This is a genomic window from Capnocytophaga canimorsus (assembly GCF_002302565.1).
Classification (GTDB): domain Bacteria; phylum Bacteroidota; class Bacteroidia; order Flavobacteriales; family Flavobacteriaceae; genus Capnocytophaga; species Capnocytophaga canimorsus.
On sequence record NZ_CP022382.1, the window covers coordinates 884,663 to 902,307 of the forward strand.

The 17,645-nt window shown below is 33.8% G+C and carries 15 protein-coding genes; 11 read left to right on the forward strand and 4 right to left on the reverse strand.

What is annotated here, in order from left to right:
• Window positions 1–290: 290 nt before the first annotated feature.
• Complete coding sequence (locus tag CGC47_RS03855) at window positions 291–935, reverse strand: rhomboid family intramembrane serine protease (RefSeq protein ID WP_013996787.1); 645 nt, start codon at window positions 933–935, stop codon at window positions 291–293.
• Between the two features lie 59 nt (window positions 936–994).
• On the opposite strand from CGC47_RS03855, the gene CGC47_RS03860 reads away from it, so the two are divergent.
• The 3 genes from CGC47_RS03860 (at window position 995) to CGC47_RS03870 (ending at window position 3,611) form a co-directional block, all read left to right on the forward strand.
• Window positions 995–1,855 carry a lysophospholipid acyltransferase family protein gene (locus CGC47_RS03860; protein WP_041986773.1) on the forward strand — a complete coding sequence of 287 codons (861 nt, stop codon included), beginning with the start codon at window positions 995–997 and terminating at the stop codon, window positions 1,853–1,855.
• Between the two features lie 68 nt (window positions 1,856–1,923).
• Window positions 1,924–2,934: a COX15/CtaA family protein gene (locus CGC47_RS03865; RefSeq protein WP_095900011.1), complete on the forward strand. Its 1,011-nt coding sequence runs from the start codon at window positions 1,924–1,926 to the stop codon at window positions 2,932–2,934.
• 140 nt (window positions 2,935–3,074) lie between these two features.
• Window positions 3,075–3,611: a hypothetical protein gene (locus tag CGC47_RS03870; protein WP_042001896.1), complete on the forward strand. Its 537-nt coding sequence runs from the start codon at window positions 3,075–3,077 to the stop codon at window positions 3,609–3,611.
• A 43-nt stretch (window positions 3,612–3,654) separates the two neighbouring features.
• Here the strand turns inward: CGC47_RS03870 and CGC47_RS03875 are convergent, their stop codons facing one another.
• Both CGC47_RS03875 and CGC47_RS03880 read right to left on the reverse strand, forming a co-directional pair.
• On the reverse strand, window positions 3,655–4,197 hold the full coding sequence (locus CGC47_RS03875) for a Smr/MutS family protein (protein ID WP_042001898.1): 543 nt from the start codon (window positions 4,195–4,197) through the stop codon (window positions 3,655–3,657).
• Window positions 4,198–4,228: 31 nt separating this feature from the next.
• Window positions 4,229–4,774 carry a TlpA family protein disulfide reductase gene (locus CGC47_RS03880; protein WP_042001901.1) on the reverse strand — a complete coding sequence of 182 codons (546 nt, stop codon included), beginning with the start codon at window positions 4,772–4,774 and terminating at the stop codon, window positions 4,229–4,231.
• 155 nt (window positions 4,775–4,929) lie between these two features.
• Here CGC47_RS03880 and CGC47_RS03885 point away from each other — a divergent pair, with 155 nt between their 5' ends.
• Both CGC47_RS03885 and CGC47_RS03890 read left to right on the forward strand, forming a co-directional pair.
• Window positions 4,930–5,205: a hypothetical protein gene (locus CGC47_RS03885; RefSeq protein WP_042001904.1), complete on the forward strand. Its 276-nt coding sequence runs from the start codon at window positions 4,930–4,932 to the stop codon at window positions 5,203–5,205.
• Between the two features lie 213 nt (window positions 5,206–5,418).
• Window positions 5,419–7,209, forward strand: coding sequence for a M14 family metallopeptidase (locus tag CGC47_RS03890; protein ID WP_041998588.1), 1,791 nt, complete (start codon window positions 5,419–5,421; stop codon window positions 7,207–7,209).
• Between the two features lie 10 nt (window positions 7,210–7,219).
• Here the strand turns inward: CGC47_RS03890 and CGC47_RS03895 are convergent, their stop codons facing one another.
• Window positions 7,220–7,912 (reverse strand): PAS domain-containing protein, encoded by a 693-nt coding sequence (locus tag CGC47_RS03895; protein ID WP_041998591.1) that lies wholly within the window; start codon window positions 7,910–7,912, stop codon window positions 7,220–7,222.
• 236 nt (window positions 7,913–8,148) lie between these two features.
• On the opposite strand from CGC47_RS03895, the gene CGC47_RS03900 reads away from it, so the two are divergent.
• From CGC47_RS03900 to CGC47_RS03925, 6 genes are all read left to right on the forward strand, one after another.
• Window positions 8,149–10,800, forward strand: a complete 2,652-nt coding sequence (locus CGC47_RS03900) for a TonB-dependent receptor (RefSeq protein ID WP_095900368.1) — start codon at window positions 8,149–8,151, stop codon at window positions 10,798–10,800.
• Window positions 10,801–10,824: 24 nt separating this feature from the next.
• Entirely contained in the window at window positions 10,825–12,132 is a 1,308-nt protein-coding gene (locus CGC47_RS03905) for a DUF4876 domain-containing protein (RefSeq protein WP_041998564.1), read from the forward strand.
• A gap of 299 nt (window positions 12,133–12,431) precedes the next feature.
• Window positions 12,432–13,466: a DUF4876 domain-containing protein gene (locus CGC47_RS03910; protein ID WP_052456078.1), complete on the forward strand. Its 1,035-nt coding sequence runs from the start codon at window positions 12,432–12,434 to the stop codon at window positions 13,464–13,466.
• Between the two features lie 62 nt (window positions 13,467–13,528).
• The gene (locus CGC47_RS03915; RefSeq protein ID WP_147269749.1) at window positions 13,529–15,058 is read left to right on the forward strand and encodes a DUF6850 family outer membrane beta-barrel protein; all 1,530 of its coding nucleotides are present in this window, start codon (window positions 13,529–13,531) and stop codon (window positions 15,056–15,058) included.
• The gene (locus tag CGC47_RS03920) at window positions 15,058–16,206 is read left to right on the forward strand and encodes a cytochrome-c peroxidase (protein ID WP_041998570.1); all 1,149 of its coding nucleotides are present in this window, start codon (window positions 15,058–15,060) and stop codon (window positions 16,204–16,206) included. The genes CGC47_RS03915 and CGC47_RS03920 overlap by 1 nt, the downstream gene beginning before the upstream one ends.
• A gap of 127 nt (window positions 16,207–16,333) precedes the next feature.
• Window positions 16,334–17,542, forward strand: coding sequence for an RsmB/NOP family class I SAM-dependent RNA methyltransferase (locus tag CGC47_RS03925; protein ID WP_095900013.1), 1,209 nt, complete (start codon window positions 16,334–16,336; stop codon window positions 17,540–17,542).
• The last annotated feature ends 103 nt before the right edge of the window (window positions 17,543–17,645 follow it).

Sequence of the window (17,645 nt, forward strand, 5' to 3'; positions counted from 1 at the left end):
AACTCCAATTAAAGTTTTTCCCAACATTTTTTGTTTGATGATGTTACAAAAAGTATGATAATAATTTTTGACATCAAGTTTCGACTCGGCTCAGCCTAACAGCGTCTGTTTTTCTGTATCCTACTTTTTGAAAACACTTCTTTTTTAAATGCGACTGCAAAATTGGATTTGCAGCCACGTTACAAATATACACAATCTATCCATAAATTTTATTTATTTATCAATAGATTAACCAAATAGTAATTATTGTCTATTTCATTTTACATTTCTCTATTGAAACGTTAAAGAAATTAAATTTTATTTTTATTTTTTAACAAGAAAAGTAGCCCTATTGGAAGTAATAACCCCACACTCAGAACAGGATGTACCACAATTATTTTCGGAAAATAGCACACTGCAATGATATAACCTGCTACTGCCCCACCAATATGAGCAGCGTGACCAATATTATCTCGGCGCGATTTCATTCCATATACCGAATAAAACAAATACCCAATAGCGAAAACATAGGCAGGCATCGGGATAAAAAATACATAAATGTAATTACTTGGGGCAAACATAATAGCGGCATACAAAATCCCCATTACAGCGCCACTGGCACCAACGGCTGTGTAATGCGTTTCTTTGCGATGAAAATACAACGAAAATAAACTACCCAAATAAAGCGCAACCAAATAAATAAGTAAAAAACCTACCTTACCCACAGCAAAAAGTACTACATCAGCAAAAAAATACAAGGTAAGCATATTAAAAATCAAATGTTGCCAATCAGCGTGTAGAAAACCACTGGTAAACATTCGCCAATACTCTCCTCGACGGATTTTACCAATATGAAATTTATATCGGTCAAAAAAATCCACTTTATTAAACCCTTGCATCGAAAACAAAACATTCGCCAATATCACCCCACCCGTAATCAATGATAATTTTTCCATAAATTCCAATTGAAATTTTCCGCCAAATATAACTATATTTGCTAAATTTTTAACCCTTGATGAACTTATTAATCTACATACTTGCTTTTCCAGTAATTTGGTTAGTGTCGGTTCTACCGTTCCGATGGCTGTATATTTTTTCTGATTTTGTTTACCTTTTTGTGTATAAAATATTCAAATATAGAGTAGAAGTAGTCCGAAAAAACCTCAGCATCGCTTTTCCTGATAAAACGGAAGCAGAAAAACGAAACATTGAAAGAAAATTCTATCACCATATGTGTGATATGTTTTTAGAAATGGTAAAGTCATACCATATGTCGGAAAAGGAAATCAAAAAACGTATGGTTTACACCAATATCGAACTGATTAAACCTTATGAGAATTCACGGAGTATCATATTTTTATGCGGACATTATGCCAGTTATGAGTGGTTAATGTCCTTAGGCTATTTCCTAAAACACAAATCTTACGGACTTTACACCCCCATTACCAATCCGTATTTTGACCGATTGGTCAAAAAAATCCGTATGAAGCATCGTGGCTTTTTAATATCAAGATATGCTGCTGCCTCGGAAATGAAAAAACACCGCGATGAAAACACCATTGCTTGTTATGGTTTCGCTGCAGACCAATCTCCATCAAGCTCAAAAAGTTATCGCAGAGAATTTTTAGGAAAAATCGTACCCGTATTTACTGGAGCTGAGCGTTTGGGCAAACAGCTCAATACCGTGATGGTTTATGCAAAAATCGAAAAAGTAAAGCGTGGGTACTATCAATGTACCTTTGAAATCCTTGCTGAAAACCCTAATGAAATGCCAAATTACCAAATTACTGACTTATTTTTTGAACGCCTCAACCAGCAGATATACCAAAAACCCGAGTATTACCTGTGGACACACAATCGTTTCAAAAGAATGTAGTTGGTTAGGGGTTAGGAATTAGTTATTAGCACTTGAACTTTAAACTTTGGACTTTAAACCTATAAAAAATGTTTTCATTTCAAAAAATAGCAAAAACAACACTAATATTAGTATATTTAGTTATTGTGGCAGGAGCTGTAGTTCGGATGACGGGTAGCGGAATGGGTTGCCCTGATTGGCCAAAATGCTTTGGATACTACATTCCGCCTACGGAAATTTCGCAACTACTCTGGAAACCCAAACACGATTATAAAAAAGGGCAAATCATCATCAGAGAGCAAGCGCTTTGGGTAGCAAAATCAGATTTTACTTCTACGGAAATTTATCAGCCTACCAACTGGAAACCATACACAAAGCATAGCTATGCAATTTTTAACCCCGTACATACTTGGGTGGAATACATAAATCGCCTTTTTGGGGCACTTTCCGGATTTGCCACTTTAGCTTTGGCAATAGCCTCATTTGGCTTTTGGAAGAAGAACAAAAAAATTACACTACTATCGGTTTTGTTGGTTTTTGCTATGGGATTTCAGGCTTGGCTGGGGGCTACGGTGGTTTATTCGGTGTTAAATCCTTTCAAAATTACATTGCATATGCTTATGGCATTGGTCATTGTGAGCATTCTTATATATCTGATTTACAAAACACAACCAAAAACAAAAACTCAAAAAATCGGTTCAAAAAAACTACGTGCATTACTCATTGTGGCGCTAATGACTACCTTGATTCAAGTTGTTTTAGGCACTCAAGTAAGGCAATGGGTTGACCATTTTTCAGCAACACAAATCAGCGGATTTAAAACCTTATCCGTTCCTTGGAGTTTTTACATACATCGCTCGTTTTCAGCACTTGTATTATTTTTAAACATTTACCTATGGCAAATGATTCGCAAAGAAAAAATACAAACCCAAAATATGAATTGGGTGGTGGCTCTGCTTATCATTACGATAATGAGTGGGATAAGTATGTTTTATTGGGATTTTCCTTTCGGAATGCAGTCTTTACATTTGGTTACTTCAGCTCTAATTTTTGGGCTTCAATTTTATATCACATTGCAAATAAAGTCTTTGTCAAAATAAAAAACAAATACATTAGAATTACTCAATAGGTTATTAAGCATCTTTGGGAATACATTATTGATAAAACTATTAATAAGTAAGAAGGAACAAGGATTATTTAAATAGTCCGATATCTGTTGAACATTTAATAACTAATTATTATGTTTACATTAAGGTTAAATAAAGGATTGAAAAAAATATTCCTTTCAATACTTTTTTTTATACTAATAATTTTTGTTTTGCGCAAGTTATATATTCATCAAAATCAAAAATACACAGAGAGAATGTATCTCCAAAATCTCGCAAAATGTAATGTTTCGGACACTATAAACTTTCGTCATAAAGGAAATTTTAGGATATATTTCAATGGAAAGTATCAAGAAAAATCCTTAGAAAATGTGATAGTTAAACAAATTCGCGATGGAAAATTTATGTTACAATTAAAAAATATTGATATTGATAAAGAAACAATCAGCAATATCCTCATAAAAGATACATTACAATTATTAAAAGAAGATAGCATTGTAATTATTTTAGAAAATAAAGACAGTATATTTCTTTCTGGATTTAAAAATGAACCTTATTATGTAGGTCAAATGTTTGGAAATAAGCGTTTTCTAGGATGTTATTTTGCAAAATGTATCAATGGGAAAGATACTCTGACTGTACTAAATGGTATATTATATTTAGATAATTAAATTTAGTATTGTTAAATTATTATATTTAACAATACCCAAAAAATTATCTTCCTTTTTGGTAGATATACACCTCAGTAGCACCAAGTCCGTATTTGGCATATTCAGCATCATAAAAGGTAACATTGGGGTAACGCCCAAACAAAAATTCCAGTTCCGAACGCAATACCCCCTCGCCTACCCCGTGAATAAAAACAACACGCTGAATACGATTGTTTATGGCGAATTCTAACTTGTGACGCGCCGTTTCTATTTGAAGGGTGAGCATATCGTGATTGGTCATTTGAATAGTGGAGTTGGTCAGCTGCTCGATGTGTAAATCCACTTCCATAGGTGGCGTTCGCTTTTCTTTTTTATTGGAGGATTTTTTAATCTTTTTAATAGTATCTTTAGCACGAATTTCTTGTTCCCTTCCTACGAAACTCAATCCTACGGACGGATTTTCATCTACTTTAACCACTTCCGCTTTACCAAAAGTAAACTCAAAATTATCTGGAGTAACAATAATGACGGAATCTGGCGTGATTGCTTTAACCTTACCACGAATAACATAGTCAAGCACCTCTACATTATCCCCAATTTGGAACATAACTTATTGAATTTAAAAACAATTATTCAACTCAAAGCAGTTGCTCAATAAGCTGACGTACTTCTTGGCTATTCCAACGGGCGTTACGCTCACTACGAGCCACCACTTTTCCTCCTTTATCAATCAAATAGCCTGAAGGTATTACTTCCGCATCAAAAGGCATTTTTTCTCCTAAAATCAAATATGTTACCTGAAAATCAAAACCTCTTTTTTCCATTAGTGTTTCCACAGGCTCAGGCAATTCATTGGTGATGATGTAAAAATCCATCTTATCCTTGTAATCATCGTATAACTTTTGTACACCGTACAAATCAGCAACACTAGTTACACGCCAAGACGACCAAAAATAAACAAAGACAGATTTACCCTTAGAACGATTGAAATTAAAGGAATGATTCGTTTTGTCTTTTAGCTTCCAATCGAAATCGACCGAATACTGCTCTTGTTGGGGTAAAATTTGTACTGAATCGGCAAAAGCCCGTTGCAACAACACTTTACTTTCATAGCCTAACGGAGTTACAAAAAAGGCTACCACCAATAAAATCAACAATAAATTGAAAAAAGTTTTGCGTTTCATTAAAAATAATTTACATCAGCGATGCAAAGATAACCAAAAAGGAAAAAGGCAGAAATCAACAGTTAAAAATTCTGCCGCCAAATCAAAAAAATGAATACACATACCGTTTTTTTTTCTTAAAAATTGTAGTTTTGCATCTAATTATATGAGTAGTTATGAATAAATTAACTGTATTTATATTTGTACTTTTATTAGGATGCCAAAAATTGCCAAGTGTACAAAAAACAGACCTTTTAGGAGTCTGGCAATTAGAGGCGATTCGTGTTGGAGGAAAAGCCATCAATTTAAGCGGAAAGCCTATGGACTTAGGAAATTGTCTTTCACAAGCGACTCTAACTTTCAAAGAAAACAATGTTAAAATAACAGCATATCCAACGGCTTATGATTGTGAAGATTCTGAAGTTATAGAAAAGAATTGCCCTACGAGATAAAGAAAAATGAAATCATTTTAGCAGGTAAAAAGGTACATAAAATCATAAAGGGAAAGTTGGTTATGGAAACTCAAAGAGACGGATTAACTTACCTAACCATTTATAAAAAAGTAAGTTCGTGAGTATATTTTTCTTCCTTTATTCTAAAAAACAAATAATTACATTTTAAAAAAATCTAATAGAAATAATTTTATATTAGTAACAACATTAAGTATGATTAAAAAATATTGCTATACCTATCTTTTTTTACTTTTGATGATTTCTTGCGAAAATCCGTTTTTTCCAAAAAAGCCCAGTTTCGTTACTCATTTTGAGAATTCAAACGGAACAGAAAGCCCTACCTATCAAGAAGTTATTGACTTCTACAAAGCGCTATCAAAAGAGTATAGTACCATTAGTTTAAAAACGATGCAAAAAACCGATAGCGGACATCCGTTACACATCGTTACATACAGCCCTGAAGCTGATTTCAACTTTGCCAAACTTCGAGAAAACAAAACCATCATACTGATAAACAACGCTATACACGCAGGAGAAACCGATGGCGTTGATGCCACAATGCTGCTATTGCGAAATTTAGCACAAGAGCAATTTTCGGTTCCTGAAAATGTGGTTATTGTAGCCATTCCGGTGTATAATATCGGAGGAGCACTACAACGAAACGGATTTACCCGAGTAAACCAAAACGGACCCAAAGAATACGGATTTCGAGGAAATGCCAAAAACTTAGACCTTAACAGAGATTTTATAAAAAGTGACTCAGAAAATGCACTATCATTCGCTCAAATTTTTCATCTGATTCAACCCGATATTTTTATTGATAATCACACCACTAATGGCGCCGATTATCAGCATATTTTAACTTATGGCACCACAAATCGAGAAAAATTAGGAACATTTTTAGGAAATTACCTTTCTGATTCGCTTATTCCACGCCTTTCGGATACTTTACAAAAGCGAGAGCAAACCTTGCAAAAAGATTCCATAGTACCTGCTGTATATCAACTCATTCCGTACGTAAATGTTTGGAACAAATCTCCTGATAATGAAGGCTATGCAAAAATGTTAGACACCCCAAGATATTCAACAGGCTATGCAGGATTATGGAACACTATGAGCATCTTAATTGAAACTCATATGCTTAAACCATACAAACAACGCGTGGAAGCCAATTATGAAATGATGAAAAACCTCATAGATATTGCCAATGCAGAACACCAAAAAATAAAAAATATCCGAAGCAAACAACTTGAAGAAAACCTAAATCGAGAACGATTTACCGTGCGTTGGAAGCTAGATAGCACTCAAGTGAATCAAATTGTATTTCACGGATACAAAGCTGATACTCTAACCAGTGAAATTACTGGGCTACCGCGCTTGAAATACGACCAAACGCAACCTTTCAAAAAATTCATTCCTTACTACGACCGATATTTATCTGAAGAAGAAGTTAATATTCCATTGGCTTACGTTGTACCCAAAGCTTGGCAAAAGGTCATTGAACGACTCAAAACCAATAAAGTAATTATGAAAGAAGTAGAAAAAGATACTTTAATGTTAGTAGATTATTATCGTATCGCATCGTTTGAAACGGTATCACAACCCTATGAGGGGCATTACCTACATTTTAACACAAAAGTCACCAAACATCAGGCAAATCTTCCCATAGATAAAGGTGACTGGATTATAGAAACCCAGCAAAATGCTCAAAACTATCTACTAGAAACCTTAGAGCCTCAAGCCCCTGATTCCTTTTTTAATTGGAATTTTTTCGATACTATATTGCAACAAAAGGAACATTTTTCCCCTTATTTGTTTGAAGAAATTGCTTTGGAATTCTTAAATCAAAATCCACAAATAAAAGATTCTTTCCAATTTAAAAAACAAACCGATAAAGCCTTTGCACAAAACGCCTACCAACAATTAAACTGGATTTATCAGCAAACACCTCATTATGAAAAAAATCACCTTCGATACCCCATTTATCGTATCTTAAAAAAATAGGTACAAACCACTAAAATAAATTAGCAGAGGCAAACAAACGAGCAAAGAAATTCTTACGTTTAGCCGACTCTTCCAATTCAGCAAAAATATCGTCAGATATTTCTTGGTCGGACAATGCTATATTCTCATCAGCTGATACAAGAAGAGCCTCTTTGTTGTCTTCTAAAATATCCATCACATAATCAGGATAGTTTTTCTTTTGCCTATCTAGAAACCCCTTAAAATAGCGACTACTGAGCTCCATACCACCCAACTTTTCCAATTTCAGAAGCGTTTGATATAGTGGTGCTATATGCTCATCAATAACACGCTGTTCCACACTACGGCGCTTGGCCTCAATACCAATAACTTCGCCTAAGATGTTGCGTTGGGTTACAAAATCAGTAATTACCCAATAATATTTTCCTGTTTTAGTAAGGTTTTTAATTATTGCGTGGAAATTTCTTCCTGCCAAAATATTATCCCACAATACTTTAAACACAATTTTAGGCATATCTGGATGCCGAATGATATTATGTGGTTTGCCAATCAATTCAACGGCATCGTATTCCGAAACATCCACAAAGGCTTGGTTCACGTTGGTAATGTTACCAAACCTGTCGGTTGAACTCATAATCGTTTGCGACTTGTCCCAAACTACCTCTTGATCAATAGGAGTAGGACGCGTTATTGACGCCCCAAATCCGTTAAAAAATTCAGCCATTATTTTATTATTTAATGAGGTACAACAATATCTTATTAAGCCATACAAAAGTAATGTTTTTAAATTCATATTTTACTATTTTAATAAAACTATAACTTTTTTAGCATAGTTTTCTGTTTTTATACTTATTTAAACAAACCATTTATGTTTTTCTTTATTGTAACAAAATGATAAAACATTTTATTTATATCAAGTTTAAATAAAAATAAATATATTTGCCCCGTGAATTGGACGTTATGTATAAAAATTTTTACGTTTTAATATTTCTGGTACTTTTTTGCAATCAGCTACACTCTCAAACTCATATCACTGGTTTTGTGTATGATAAAGAAAATCATACTCCTTTGCAGAATGTAAATTTGATTGATAAAAAATCGGGCAGGTGGAGTACAACTGATGAAAAAGGAGCCTTTTCCATCGTATTAAATACAGATTTTGAATTGGTTTTTACTCTCTTAGGAAAGGAAGATTTTACACTCACATCAAAACATTACACACCAAAAATGACAATTTATCTATCTGAAAAAACGTTAAGATTATCAGATGTAGTTGTTACAGCTACACAAGAAAAAGACAAAGTAAATTCTTCGGTAGTGCTAACAAAGTATGCAATCAGTCAGTTTCAATCTTTTTCGCTATCTGATGTGTTGCAACAATTACCAGGACAGGTTATTTCCAAACCCTCTCTATATACGCCAAATACATTAACACTACGCACAGCTATCAACTCTAACGAAAATGCCTTCGGAATAAGTTACATATTGGACGATATGCCTTTGTCGAACGATGAAAATATGCAAACATATAACGGAAGTACACCAGCTACCTCTTTTTCAAATGTGAACACAGGAATTGATTTACGAACCATTCCAACATCAAGTATTGAAAAAGTAGAGGTAATTACAGGAGTCCCCGATGCCAAATACGGAAATGTAACCACGGGAGTTATAATTATTGACAGAAAAGCAGGGGTTTATCCTTTACAAATAGCGGCAAGTATGATAGGAGGAGGTAATTCATTGAGTATGAATCAAGGGTTTAAATTAAACAAAAATCTGGGTAATCTAAGTCTTTCGATAGATTATCTCAATGCGAATTCTGATCCTAGAAACAATCTTTCGTTATACAACAGAATAACTACCTCATCTATTTGGAGTTATCACTCAAAAAATAATCAAATAAAAAATACATTGAGCTTTACTTTTAGAAGTAATATTGACGGAAAAAAAACAGACAAAGAACAATTACCAGGTTATAGAGATTCTAGCAACAAAAAAGATATCGGGACTGTCATTAGCAACCGAACTGCTTTTCAATTTGAAAATAGTTGGATTGACCAACTAAGCCTAAATGCAGGAGTATCGTATTCAGTTGCGGAAGATTATAAAGAAACTTTTGTAAACAGAGGCGGACTAGTGGTTCCTATTGCCACCGAAACAAACTTATTAACTGGGTTTTACACTCCCGTTGCTTACAAATCAAAAACACACACCCAAGGAGAGCCTCTAAATATAAATTCATCTTTATCCATAAATAAAATTTTCGAATATAAAAATACAAAGCATTCGCTAAGCTTTGGAGTTTCGTTGAATTATAGTGATAATTTAGGAAAGGGTAAAATTTATGATTCTGATTCAGCACTTTCATCAAGTACACTCTTCTCCACAGGTAACTCTAAACAAGGGGTTCGTCCGCTAAACTTTGACAGGTATGTGATAGCAAGTAAGCTTTTGAGTATCTATCTACAAGATAATATTTCACTAAAAATCAATGAAACACAAGATTTAAACACCAATATTGGATTTCGTTACGAAAATTTAAATGGATATGTATCTGTAAGCCCTCGTATTAATGCAATGTATAAAATCTCTCCAAAAATGAAATTCCGGTGGGCAATAGGGTTAACCTCTAAATCGCCTTCTTTGGTAAACATTTTCCCAGGAAATGTGTATTTTGATGTCTTACTATTTGATATTAGGACTAATGACTATGCCTTTAATTTGGTACAAACCTTTGTAGAAAAAATACCAAAAGTAAATTTAAAACCCTCTAAATCTTGGAAATACGAAATAGGCGCAGACTTTGATTTTTCATTTGCAAAATTAAACCTTACCGCTTATCTGAATCGGCTATACGACGGATTTGGAAAGGAAACGATATATAAACTTTATGCCTTACCCGTAGTAAAAGTGATACCCGCCGCCAATACAAAAGAAATCCCTTCTTATCAAATCACTGGTTATGAGAATATCGTGAGAAACTACTCAAAATCGGTAAATGCCCATAATAATACGGACAAAGGTTTGGAATTGATGCTTCATTTCAAAAAAATTAAAGCAATAAACACTCAATTTTCACTGGTAGGAAGTTATACCTTTTCTGAAAGTCAATCTGACCTGCCCGAAATTTATAAAAACAACGATGTCTTAGAGCAAGAATACGTTTATGGATTCTATCAAAGTCGCCCATCCAAACGTGAGAAAATGAATTTAAGGCTTACCGCTTCACATCATATTTCTTCTTTAGGGTTACTTATTTCTCTTACTGCCGAACAGTTTATATTCGAGAAAGATTTTTCTATTTTAAAAGACATTTACCCTTATGCCTATCAAAATCTGAAGTTAGAATATCATACTATTCCGTTTGAACAAAGAACTGACCCTAAATATCTGGGATTGGTTCTTACACAAAGTAAAGTTGAAGACAGAATAACTCCTATCTACCATAATTTTCATTTAAGGATAACCAAAGAGATGCTCAGTGGGCTATCAATGTCCGTTTATGCTACTAATTTCCTGAATTACAGACCTAAGGTAACTATAAATAACTCTACATATTATAAAAATTCGGATATTTCTTTCGGCGGTAGCATCCGATATAGTTTTTAATTTAACAACAAATATAGAAATAAAATGAAAAAAGTAATTTGGGGCTTTATTGCAATAATTCTTATTGCTTGCCAAGAAAAAGATGAAAAAAATTTCATCACAAAAATTGAACACCAAGTCATAGTAACTTATGAAGATGAGTTTAAAAACTTAGAAACACAAGGAACTTTGGTTAAAATAACCAATATGCAAACAGGCAACATTAGTGAAATGATTACGGATAAAAACGGAAAAGCCACTTTCTTATTAGATGCAGGTACCTTCAGGATTGAAGTTTCTAAAAAAATATCTGAACAACAAATGGAAGAAGCAGTGGGTATACCTCAAGAAACTTTATTCAACGGTTCATTAGAAAATATCATCATAAACCAAGAAAAGAATAAACCTACAAACATAATAATGAAAAGTGGAAGGATAGGTAATATTATTATAAAACAGGTGTATAACGCAGGTTCAGATAAAAAACAAGGAGCCGTTTTCAGAGACCAATTTTTTGAATTACATAACAATTCCAATGAACCTATAGCTCTGGCAGGTTTAGCCTACGGGAGAATCATCGTTCCAAGAGCTCAAAATTCTCCTAATAAAAAAGATGAAATGTTGTTAGAAAACGGTAGATTTGATTGGAGCAAAGTAGATACAGAATCGGGAAGCAAAGCCAATACCGATTATGTGTATGTGGAAGAAGTACTCGCCTTCCCAGCTTCGGCGACTGTTTTACCCGCAGGGAAATCGGTTATTGTTGCAGCAACTGCACTAAATCATAAAGCACCACTGACAGTTATGGACAGTAACCAAACCCCGAGAACTTATGAAGTTCCTAATCCTAATTTAACTATTGATTTAAGTGGAGCCAAATATGAAACTTATTACGGCGACTATTTTAAAAACCAAAATAAAAAACCTCTAGATTCTGATATTGATACTCCTGCCACTAATATGGAAATCCTTTATAAAACTTCTAATGGACTCGATTTGATATTAGACCCCCAATCACGTATGGGCATTGTAATTTTCTATGTTACGGCTGAAGAGGTTAAAAATTGGAAAAAAGTAAAAGAACCCGCTAAAAGCCAAAAAATATTACTACAAGTACCTTTAGACAAAATTATGGATGGGGTAAATTTACAAGGTATTGGTAATTTCAAGCATACACATTCGTTACCAGACCAAATTGATTCTGGAGAAATTGTTGGAAAAAAAGGCGCATATTCTTCAGAGGCAGTTATACGAAAATCAACTATTAAAAACGGTAAAAAAATATATCAAGACACCAATAATTCAAGTAACGATTTTGAAGTTATTGAATATCCTGATGTGAATTCTTTATAAAACAAATCAAAAACACATAAAATGAAAAAAATAGTTATACTATCGCTATTAATCCTTTCGATAGGATGCAAAAAAGATGATACAAATGATACTTTCATATCCAACATCAATCACCAAATAAAAATCACTTACGGAACTTTTTTGACAACAAACCCGCTGAAGATGTCTTAATAAAATTTACGAACTTACAAAGTGGTACTTCCTATCACACAAAAACAGACTCAAAAGGTGAAGCTGAAATAGAATTACCCGCAGGTGTTTATGAAATAAATGCTTCTAAAACACTACCGGCTACAGAAATGAGAGTACTTTCAGGAGAAGAGAAAGAGGCAAACTTCAATGCTTCTGTTAACAAAAAAAGTATAACCTCTCAAAATAATGAACCCACGCTTTTAGAGCTATCAACGGGACGAGTAGGAAATTTACTAATTAAACAAGTATATTACTTAGGGTCTGATACTAAACAGGGTGCCAATGATAGAGACTTGTTTTTTGAAATACACAACAACTCTAACGAAACCCTATTTTTAGACAAATTATGTTTTGCACAAATATACGGAGTAAGAATGATAGAGGAAGACAAAGGTCAACTACTACCAAACAAACAATACGATTGGAGCAAATCACCTTCTTTGATTGGTTTGGGCGATAAAGCTAATACCGACTACGTATATGCCTATGAAGTAATTGCCTTTCCTGGCACAGGAAATGAATATCCTTTAGCATCAGGGAAATCAATTTTAGTAGCTCGTACAGCACAAAATCACAAACAGCCCTTGACTATTGGAAATAAAAAATATGAAGTTCCTAATCCTGAGCTTACCGTTAACTTAAGCGGTGCAAAATTTGAGGTTTTTTACCCCAATCATCAACAAAGTAATGCTGGTATCGATACCGACATTGATAATCCTAATGCTACAAATATGCTATTAATTTACAAAGTCAATACATATAAAGATTTGACACTTAACTCTCAAGGACGTGATGCGTATGTACTTTTTTATCTGCCAGAAGACTTAAATCAATGGAAAAAGGCTCAAAGCCCTGAACCAGTAAAAAAAGGAAGAACTCCAAGATTGTATCTACAAATACCCAACCAACAAATCATCGATGGTGTTAATCTTCAAGACATTGCTACAAAGTTACCTCATCGATTACCCTCGAGTATTGATGCAGGAGAAATATTAAGCACCAAAGGACCTAACACTTCACAGTCTGCTATACGAAAAATAAAAAAACAAGTCGATGGAAAAATTTTTTATCAAGACACCAATAATTCTACACGTGATTTTGAACTAATTGACAGACCTAATGTACTCTCTTTGAATGAGTAATTTATTTCAAAACAGAAAATTCCTATCCTAAAAATTAGGATAGGAATTTAAAACTTATGAATATGGTACGATTCAGCACATTTTTAGGGATGATTTCCTTAACAATGCTTCAAGCGCAACAAAATGATACCCATTTTTTCAAAAAAATATACAATACTTATACTCAGAATCCTATATATTTAGAAAATAGTGGTTTAAAGAGTTTTACAGCTTCGTCTTTATATGTTAATAACGAACAAGGTAATCTTCATTTGGGGCAGCAGCCTATGCATTCTATTGATTTTGGTTTAAAAACCTACGGATTATATGAAATAAAAAAACTGTATTTCTTCGGTGATATTGACATCAATAGAAATTATCAGCAAGACAAAAAATGGAATTTGTCTTATACAGACGTTTCCCCTCACGGAATAATGCCCGAACCTCATTACTATGCCGTAAGTAAGTTTTCTGACTGGAACAACCAAAAATACGAAATAAAAGGAGGATTTGTATTACCTATACTCGGTAAATGGAATCTTGCTTTTTGGACAAATTATGATTTATCAGAAAAATACCGAACAGAATATGACCCCCGCCCCAAAATAGTAAGCAATCTTTTAAACTTTTCTATCCAAAACGGAATACAAATAATTGATAAACATAAAATTGGAATAGGATTCTCTTTTTCTAGACAAAATATTGATAACAAAATTTCTTTTTCTGATAACGATTCACAAACCCCTTTTTATCACGAAAAATACCTTCGATGGATGTTCGGCTACGGAACAATGTTTTATTCTACCTCATCTTCAACTAAGAGAAATTTAGAAACAAAAAAATTTGATTTAAATCATCATTACAAATCCGACAAAGTCAAATGGTTAAATAGTTTTACTTATCAATCAAGCAAAACAGACACTTACCGAAATGCCAACGATGAAAATACAGACCAAGATATTATTGCCAATCTTTATTCAGAAAATAAATCATTAACTTCTAGCTACATAAGAACTCTTTCAGTAAATACTGAGCTTATGTTCGCCTTTTTTATTTCTGAAGAAAATAATAACAACTATTTACGATTGCAAAACGGAAAAAGTTATTCATCTTACTTTAAAGAAATGAAATTTCAAACTCATTTATTACAAAATAAAAACAATAATCCGCTAGAAATAGCCTTACAAGTCGATTATCAAAATTCCTTTCAAAAAGATGCCTTAGCAAAAACTAACACCGATATTACCTCAATAGAAACCAGTTTTTTAATCAGTAAAACTTATAAATTATCCGAAATTATATTTGTCCCTTTTGTAAAGTTGAGTTACATCAGTTCTAAGCACTCTCTTTTTAATGACAATGAAATTTCTCATAAAATTATTAACGAAAATGATTTTGCTTCAAAAACATTGCAACTTTTTTATAACGAAGTCGTATATCCAGATCACAACTTACTTAATAAAACAAAATACGGATTTGATTTTGGGTTTGATTTCAAAAAAAGCATCAGCCCCGAAATAAAAATAATTTGGAATATTTCATCAAAATATTTATCTACTTTCAAGAAAAATAATCGATATTTTTGGGGTACATCTCTAACTTTATATTACTAATGAAAAAGAAAGTTATTATCAGTTTTTTTCTCCTTTTGATGTTTTTCAGTAGCTTTAGAGCGAATTTATTCTCTATTTTTGAGGAGGAAGAATATATTGCCCAACTACGTGCTGATTATAGTTCAGGAGATTATTCTCGTTGGGAAAAACCTTTCATTGACAGCATTGTTGCTGTTGATTTTGAAGATATTGGAATTTTACCTCCAATGAAATTTCCAGCTGATAACCCTTTCTCGCAAGCCAAGCGAGAGTTAGGAAAAATACTTTTCTTTGACCCTCGATTATCAAGTTCAAAACAAATTGCTTGTGCTTCTTGCCACGATTCAGAATTAGGATGGGCTGATGGACGAACAGTTTCTTTTGGGCACGACCGAAAAACGGGAACACGTAACTCTATGTCCATCATAAACATCGGTTATCATAAAACTTTCTTCTGGGACGGAAGAGCGAATTCTCTTGAGGAACAAATGCTTTTTCCCTTGAAAGATACCTTGGAAATGCATTCATCAGAAACTATTGCCTTGGAAAATATCCGACCAATCAAAGAATATGCTCCTTTGTTTGAAAAAGCCTTTGGAGATAGTGATATTACCATTGAACGAATACAAAAAGCCATTGCTACTTTTCAAAGAACAATTAACAGTGGGAAAAGTAAATTTGACAGATTTATATCAGGAGAATCCAATAAATTTACCGACGAAGAAGTCATAGGATTACATCTGTTTCGAACCAAAGCAAGATGTATTAATTGCCATAATACTCCACTATTTTCCGACCAAAAATTTCACAACGTAGGATTAACATACTACGGACGTAAACTTCAAGATTTAGGGAGATACAATATCACTCAAGAAAAAGAAAATATAGGTCAATTCAAAACCCCATCGCTTCGAGAAGTTGGTAGAACGGCACCCTATATGCACAATGGGTTAATGCCTCATTTAAGTGGAATCATACAAATGTATAACGTAGGTATGCCTCGACCCAAACCTACAGAAAAACAAAAAAACGATCCTTTATTTCCCAAAACTGACACTCTGCTACAAGAGCTTCACTTAAGCAAAGAAGAAATGAAAGCTTTAGAAGCGTTTCTTCTAACTTTATCTTCACCTGTTTACAGAGAAAAGACACCCAATTTACCCAATTGATTTTAATCCATCGGGTAGCGTCCCATCTATTCCATAACAACAAATCCAATGCTAATAGTCTAAAAGATTATCCATTTCATAAAAATAACCTTACCTTTGCCTTTTAAAATAAAGGCTTATTACAAAAATGCGTTTACACAAAAACTTAACCGATGCCGTAATTGAGGGGTTAGGACTCATTTTCAATGAAAATCGTTATGCAGATAAAACTGTGGAAAAACTCCTAAAAAAAGACAAACGATGGGGAGCTCGAGACAGAGCTTTTATCGCTGAAACTATTTACGACATTGTACGTTGGAAACGTCTTTATGCCGAAATTGCCGAAGTTAAAGCACCTTTTTCAGTACACGACTTACGCAGGATGTTTGCCGTGTGGGCCGTGCTTAAAGGCATTCCCCTACCCGATTGGTCGTATTTTGAAAATACCCCTCAACGACGCATTAAAGGGCAATTTGACCAACTCTCAAAAATGCGAAAATTTCGAGAATCCATCCCTGATTGGTTAGATGAAGTTGGAGTTAAACAACTTGGAGAAGATTTTTGGAACAAAGAAATTCACGCTTTAAATACTTTAGCACCCGTAGTAATTCGTACAAATACACTGAAAATTACCCCTTGCGAACTCAAACGCACCTTAGCCAAAGAAGGTATTGATACTGAGCCACTAAAGGACTATCCTCTAGCCTTACAACTCACACAAAGAGCCAATATTTTTTCTACCAATGCCTTTCAAAACGGACTTTTTGAAGTACAAGATGCCTCTTCGCAAAAAGTAGCTCCTTTCTTGGAAGTTTCGCCAGGAATGCGGGTTATTGACACCTGTGCAGGGGCAGGAGGAAAAACTTTACATCTGGCAGCACTAATGCAAAATAAAGGGCAAATCATCGCTATGGATATCTATGAAAACAAGCTCCAAGAACTCAAAAGAAGAGCGCGTAGAAATGAGGTTTTCAACATTGAAACACGTGTTATTGACTCCAAAATCTTAAAACGAATGCAAAACACCTCCGACCGCGTACTTATTGATGCCCCTTGTAGCGGATTGGGTGTATTACGCAGAAACCCCGATGCCAAATGGAAATTACAACCTAATTTTTTAAAAGAGATTCGGAAAACACAACAAGAAATTTTATGTAACTACAGCAAACTGCTAAAATCTAAAGGAAAATTAGTTTACGCTACCTGCTCCATACTCCCTTGTGAAAATCGGGAACAAATTGACACATTTTTACAATCCGAATACGGCAAAGATTTTATTTTAGAAAAAGAAGAAGCCATCTTTGCTCACACTTCGGGTTACGATGGTTTTTATATGGCTTTACTATCGAAAAAATAATTCAACAAATTACACAGCTTTTTGTTTTTTATACAAATCATTCAAAAACGAAAAATGTTACATAGTTAAAACCAAAAGTAATTTCGTGGATTTTTAGTAAAAA

Bases quoted from the DNA above. Each gene is read 5' to 3' on its own strand.
- CGC47_RS03890 (WP_041998588.1), top strand. From the start codon at position 5,419: ATGATTAAAAAATATTGCTATACCTATCTTTTTTTACTTTTGATGATT.
- CGC47_RS03900 (WP_095900368.1), top strand. From the start codon at position 8,149: ATGTATAAAAATTTTTACGTTTTAATATTTCTGGTACTTTTTTGCAAT.
- CGC47_RS03870 (WP_042001896.1), top strand. From the start codon at position 3,075: ATGTTTACATTAAGGTTAAATAAAGGATTGAAAAAAATATTCCTTTCA.
- CGC47_RS03920 (WP_041998570.1), top strand. From the start codon at position 15,058: ATGAAAAAGAAAGTTATTATCAGTTTTTTTCTCCTTTTGATGTTTTTC.
- CGC47_RS03895 (WP_041998591.1), bottom strand. From the start codon at position 7,912: ATGGCTGAATTTTTTAACGGATTTGGGGCGTCAATAACGCGTCCTACT.
- CGC47_RS03905 (WP_041998564.1), top strand. From the start codon at position 10,825: ATGAAAAAAGTAATTTGGGGCTTTATTGCAATAATTCTTATTGCTTGC.
- CGC47_RS03855 (WP_013996787.1), bottom strand. From the start codon at position 935: ATGGAAAAATTATCATTGATTACGGGTGGGGTGATATTGGCGAATGTT.
- CGC47_RS03910 (WP_052456078.1), top strand. From the start codon at position 12,432: ATGAGAGTACTTTCAGGAGAAGAGAAAGAGGCAAACTTCAATGCTTCT.
- CGC47_RS03925 (WP_095900013.1), top strand. From the start codon at position 16,334: ATGCGTTTACACAAAAACTTAACCGATGCCGTAATTGAGGGGTTAGGA.
- CGC47_RS03860 (WP_041986773.1), top strand. From the start codon at position 995: ATGAACTTATTAATCTACATACTTGCTTTTCCAGTAATTTGGTTAGTG.
- CGC47_RS03885 (WP_042001904.1), top strand. From the start codon at position 4,930: ATGAATAAATTAACTGTATTTATATTTGTACTTTTATTAGGATGCCAA.
- CGC47_RS03915 (WP_147269749.1), top strand. From the start codon at position 13,529: ATGGTACGATTCAGCACATTTTTAGGGATGATTTCCTTAACAATGCTT.
- CGC47_RS03875 (WP_042001898.1), bottom strand. From the start codon at position 4,197: ATGTTCCAAATTGGGGATAATGTAGAGGTGCTTGACTATGTTATTCGT.
- CGC47_RS03880 (WP_042001901.1), bottom strand. From the start codon at position 4,774: ATGAAACGCAAAACTTTTTTCAATTTATTGTTGATTTTATTGGTGGTA.
- CGC47_RS03865 (WP_095900011.1), top strand. From the start codon at position 1,924: ATGTTTTCATTTCAAAAAATAGCAAAAACAACACTAATATTAGTATAT.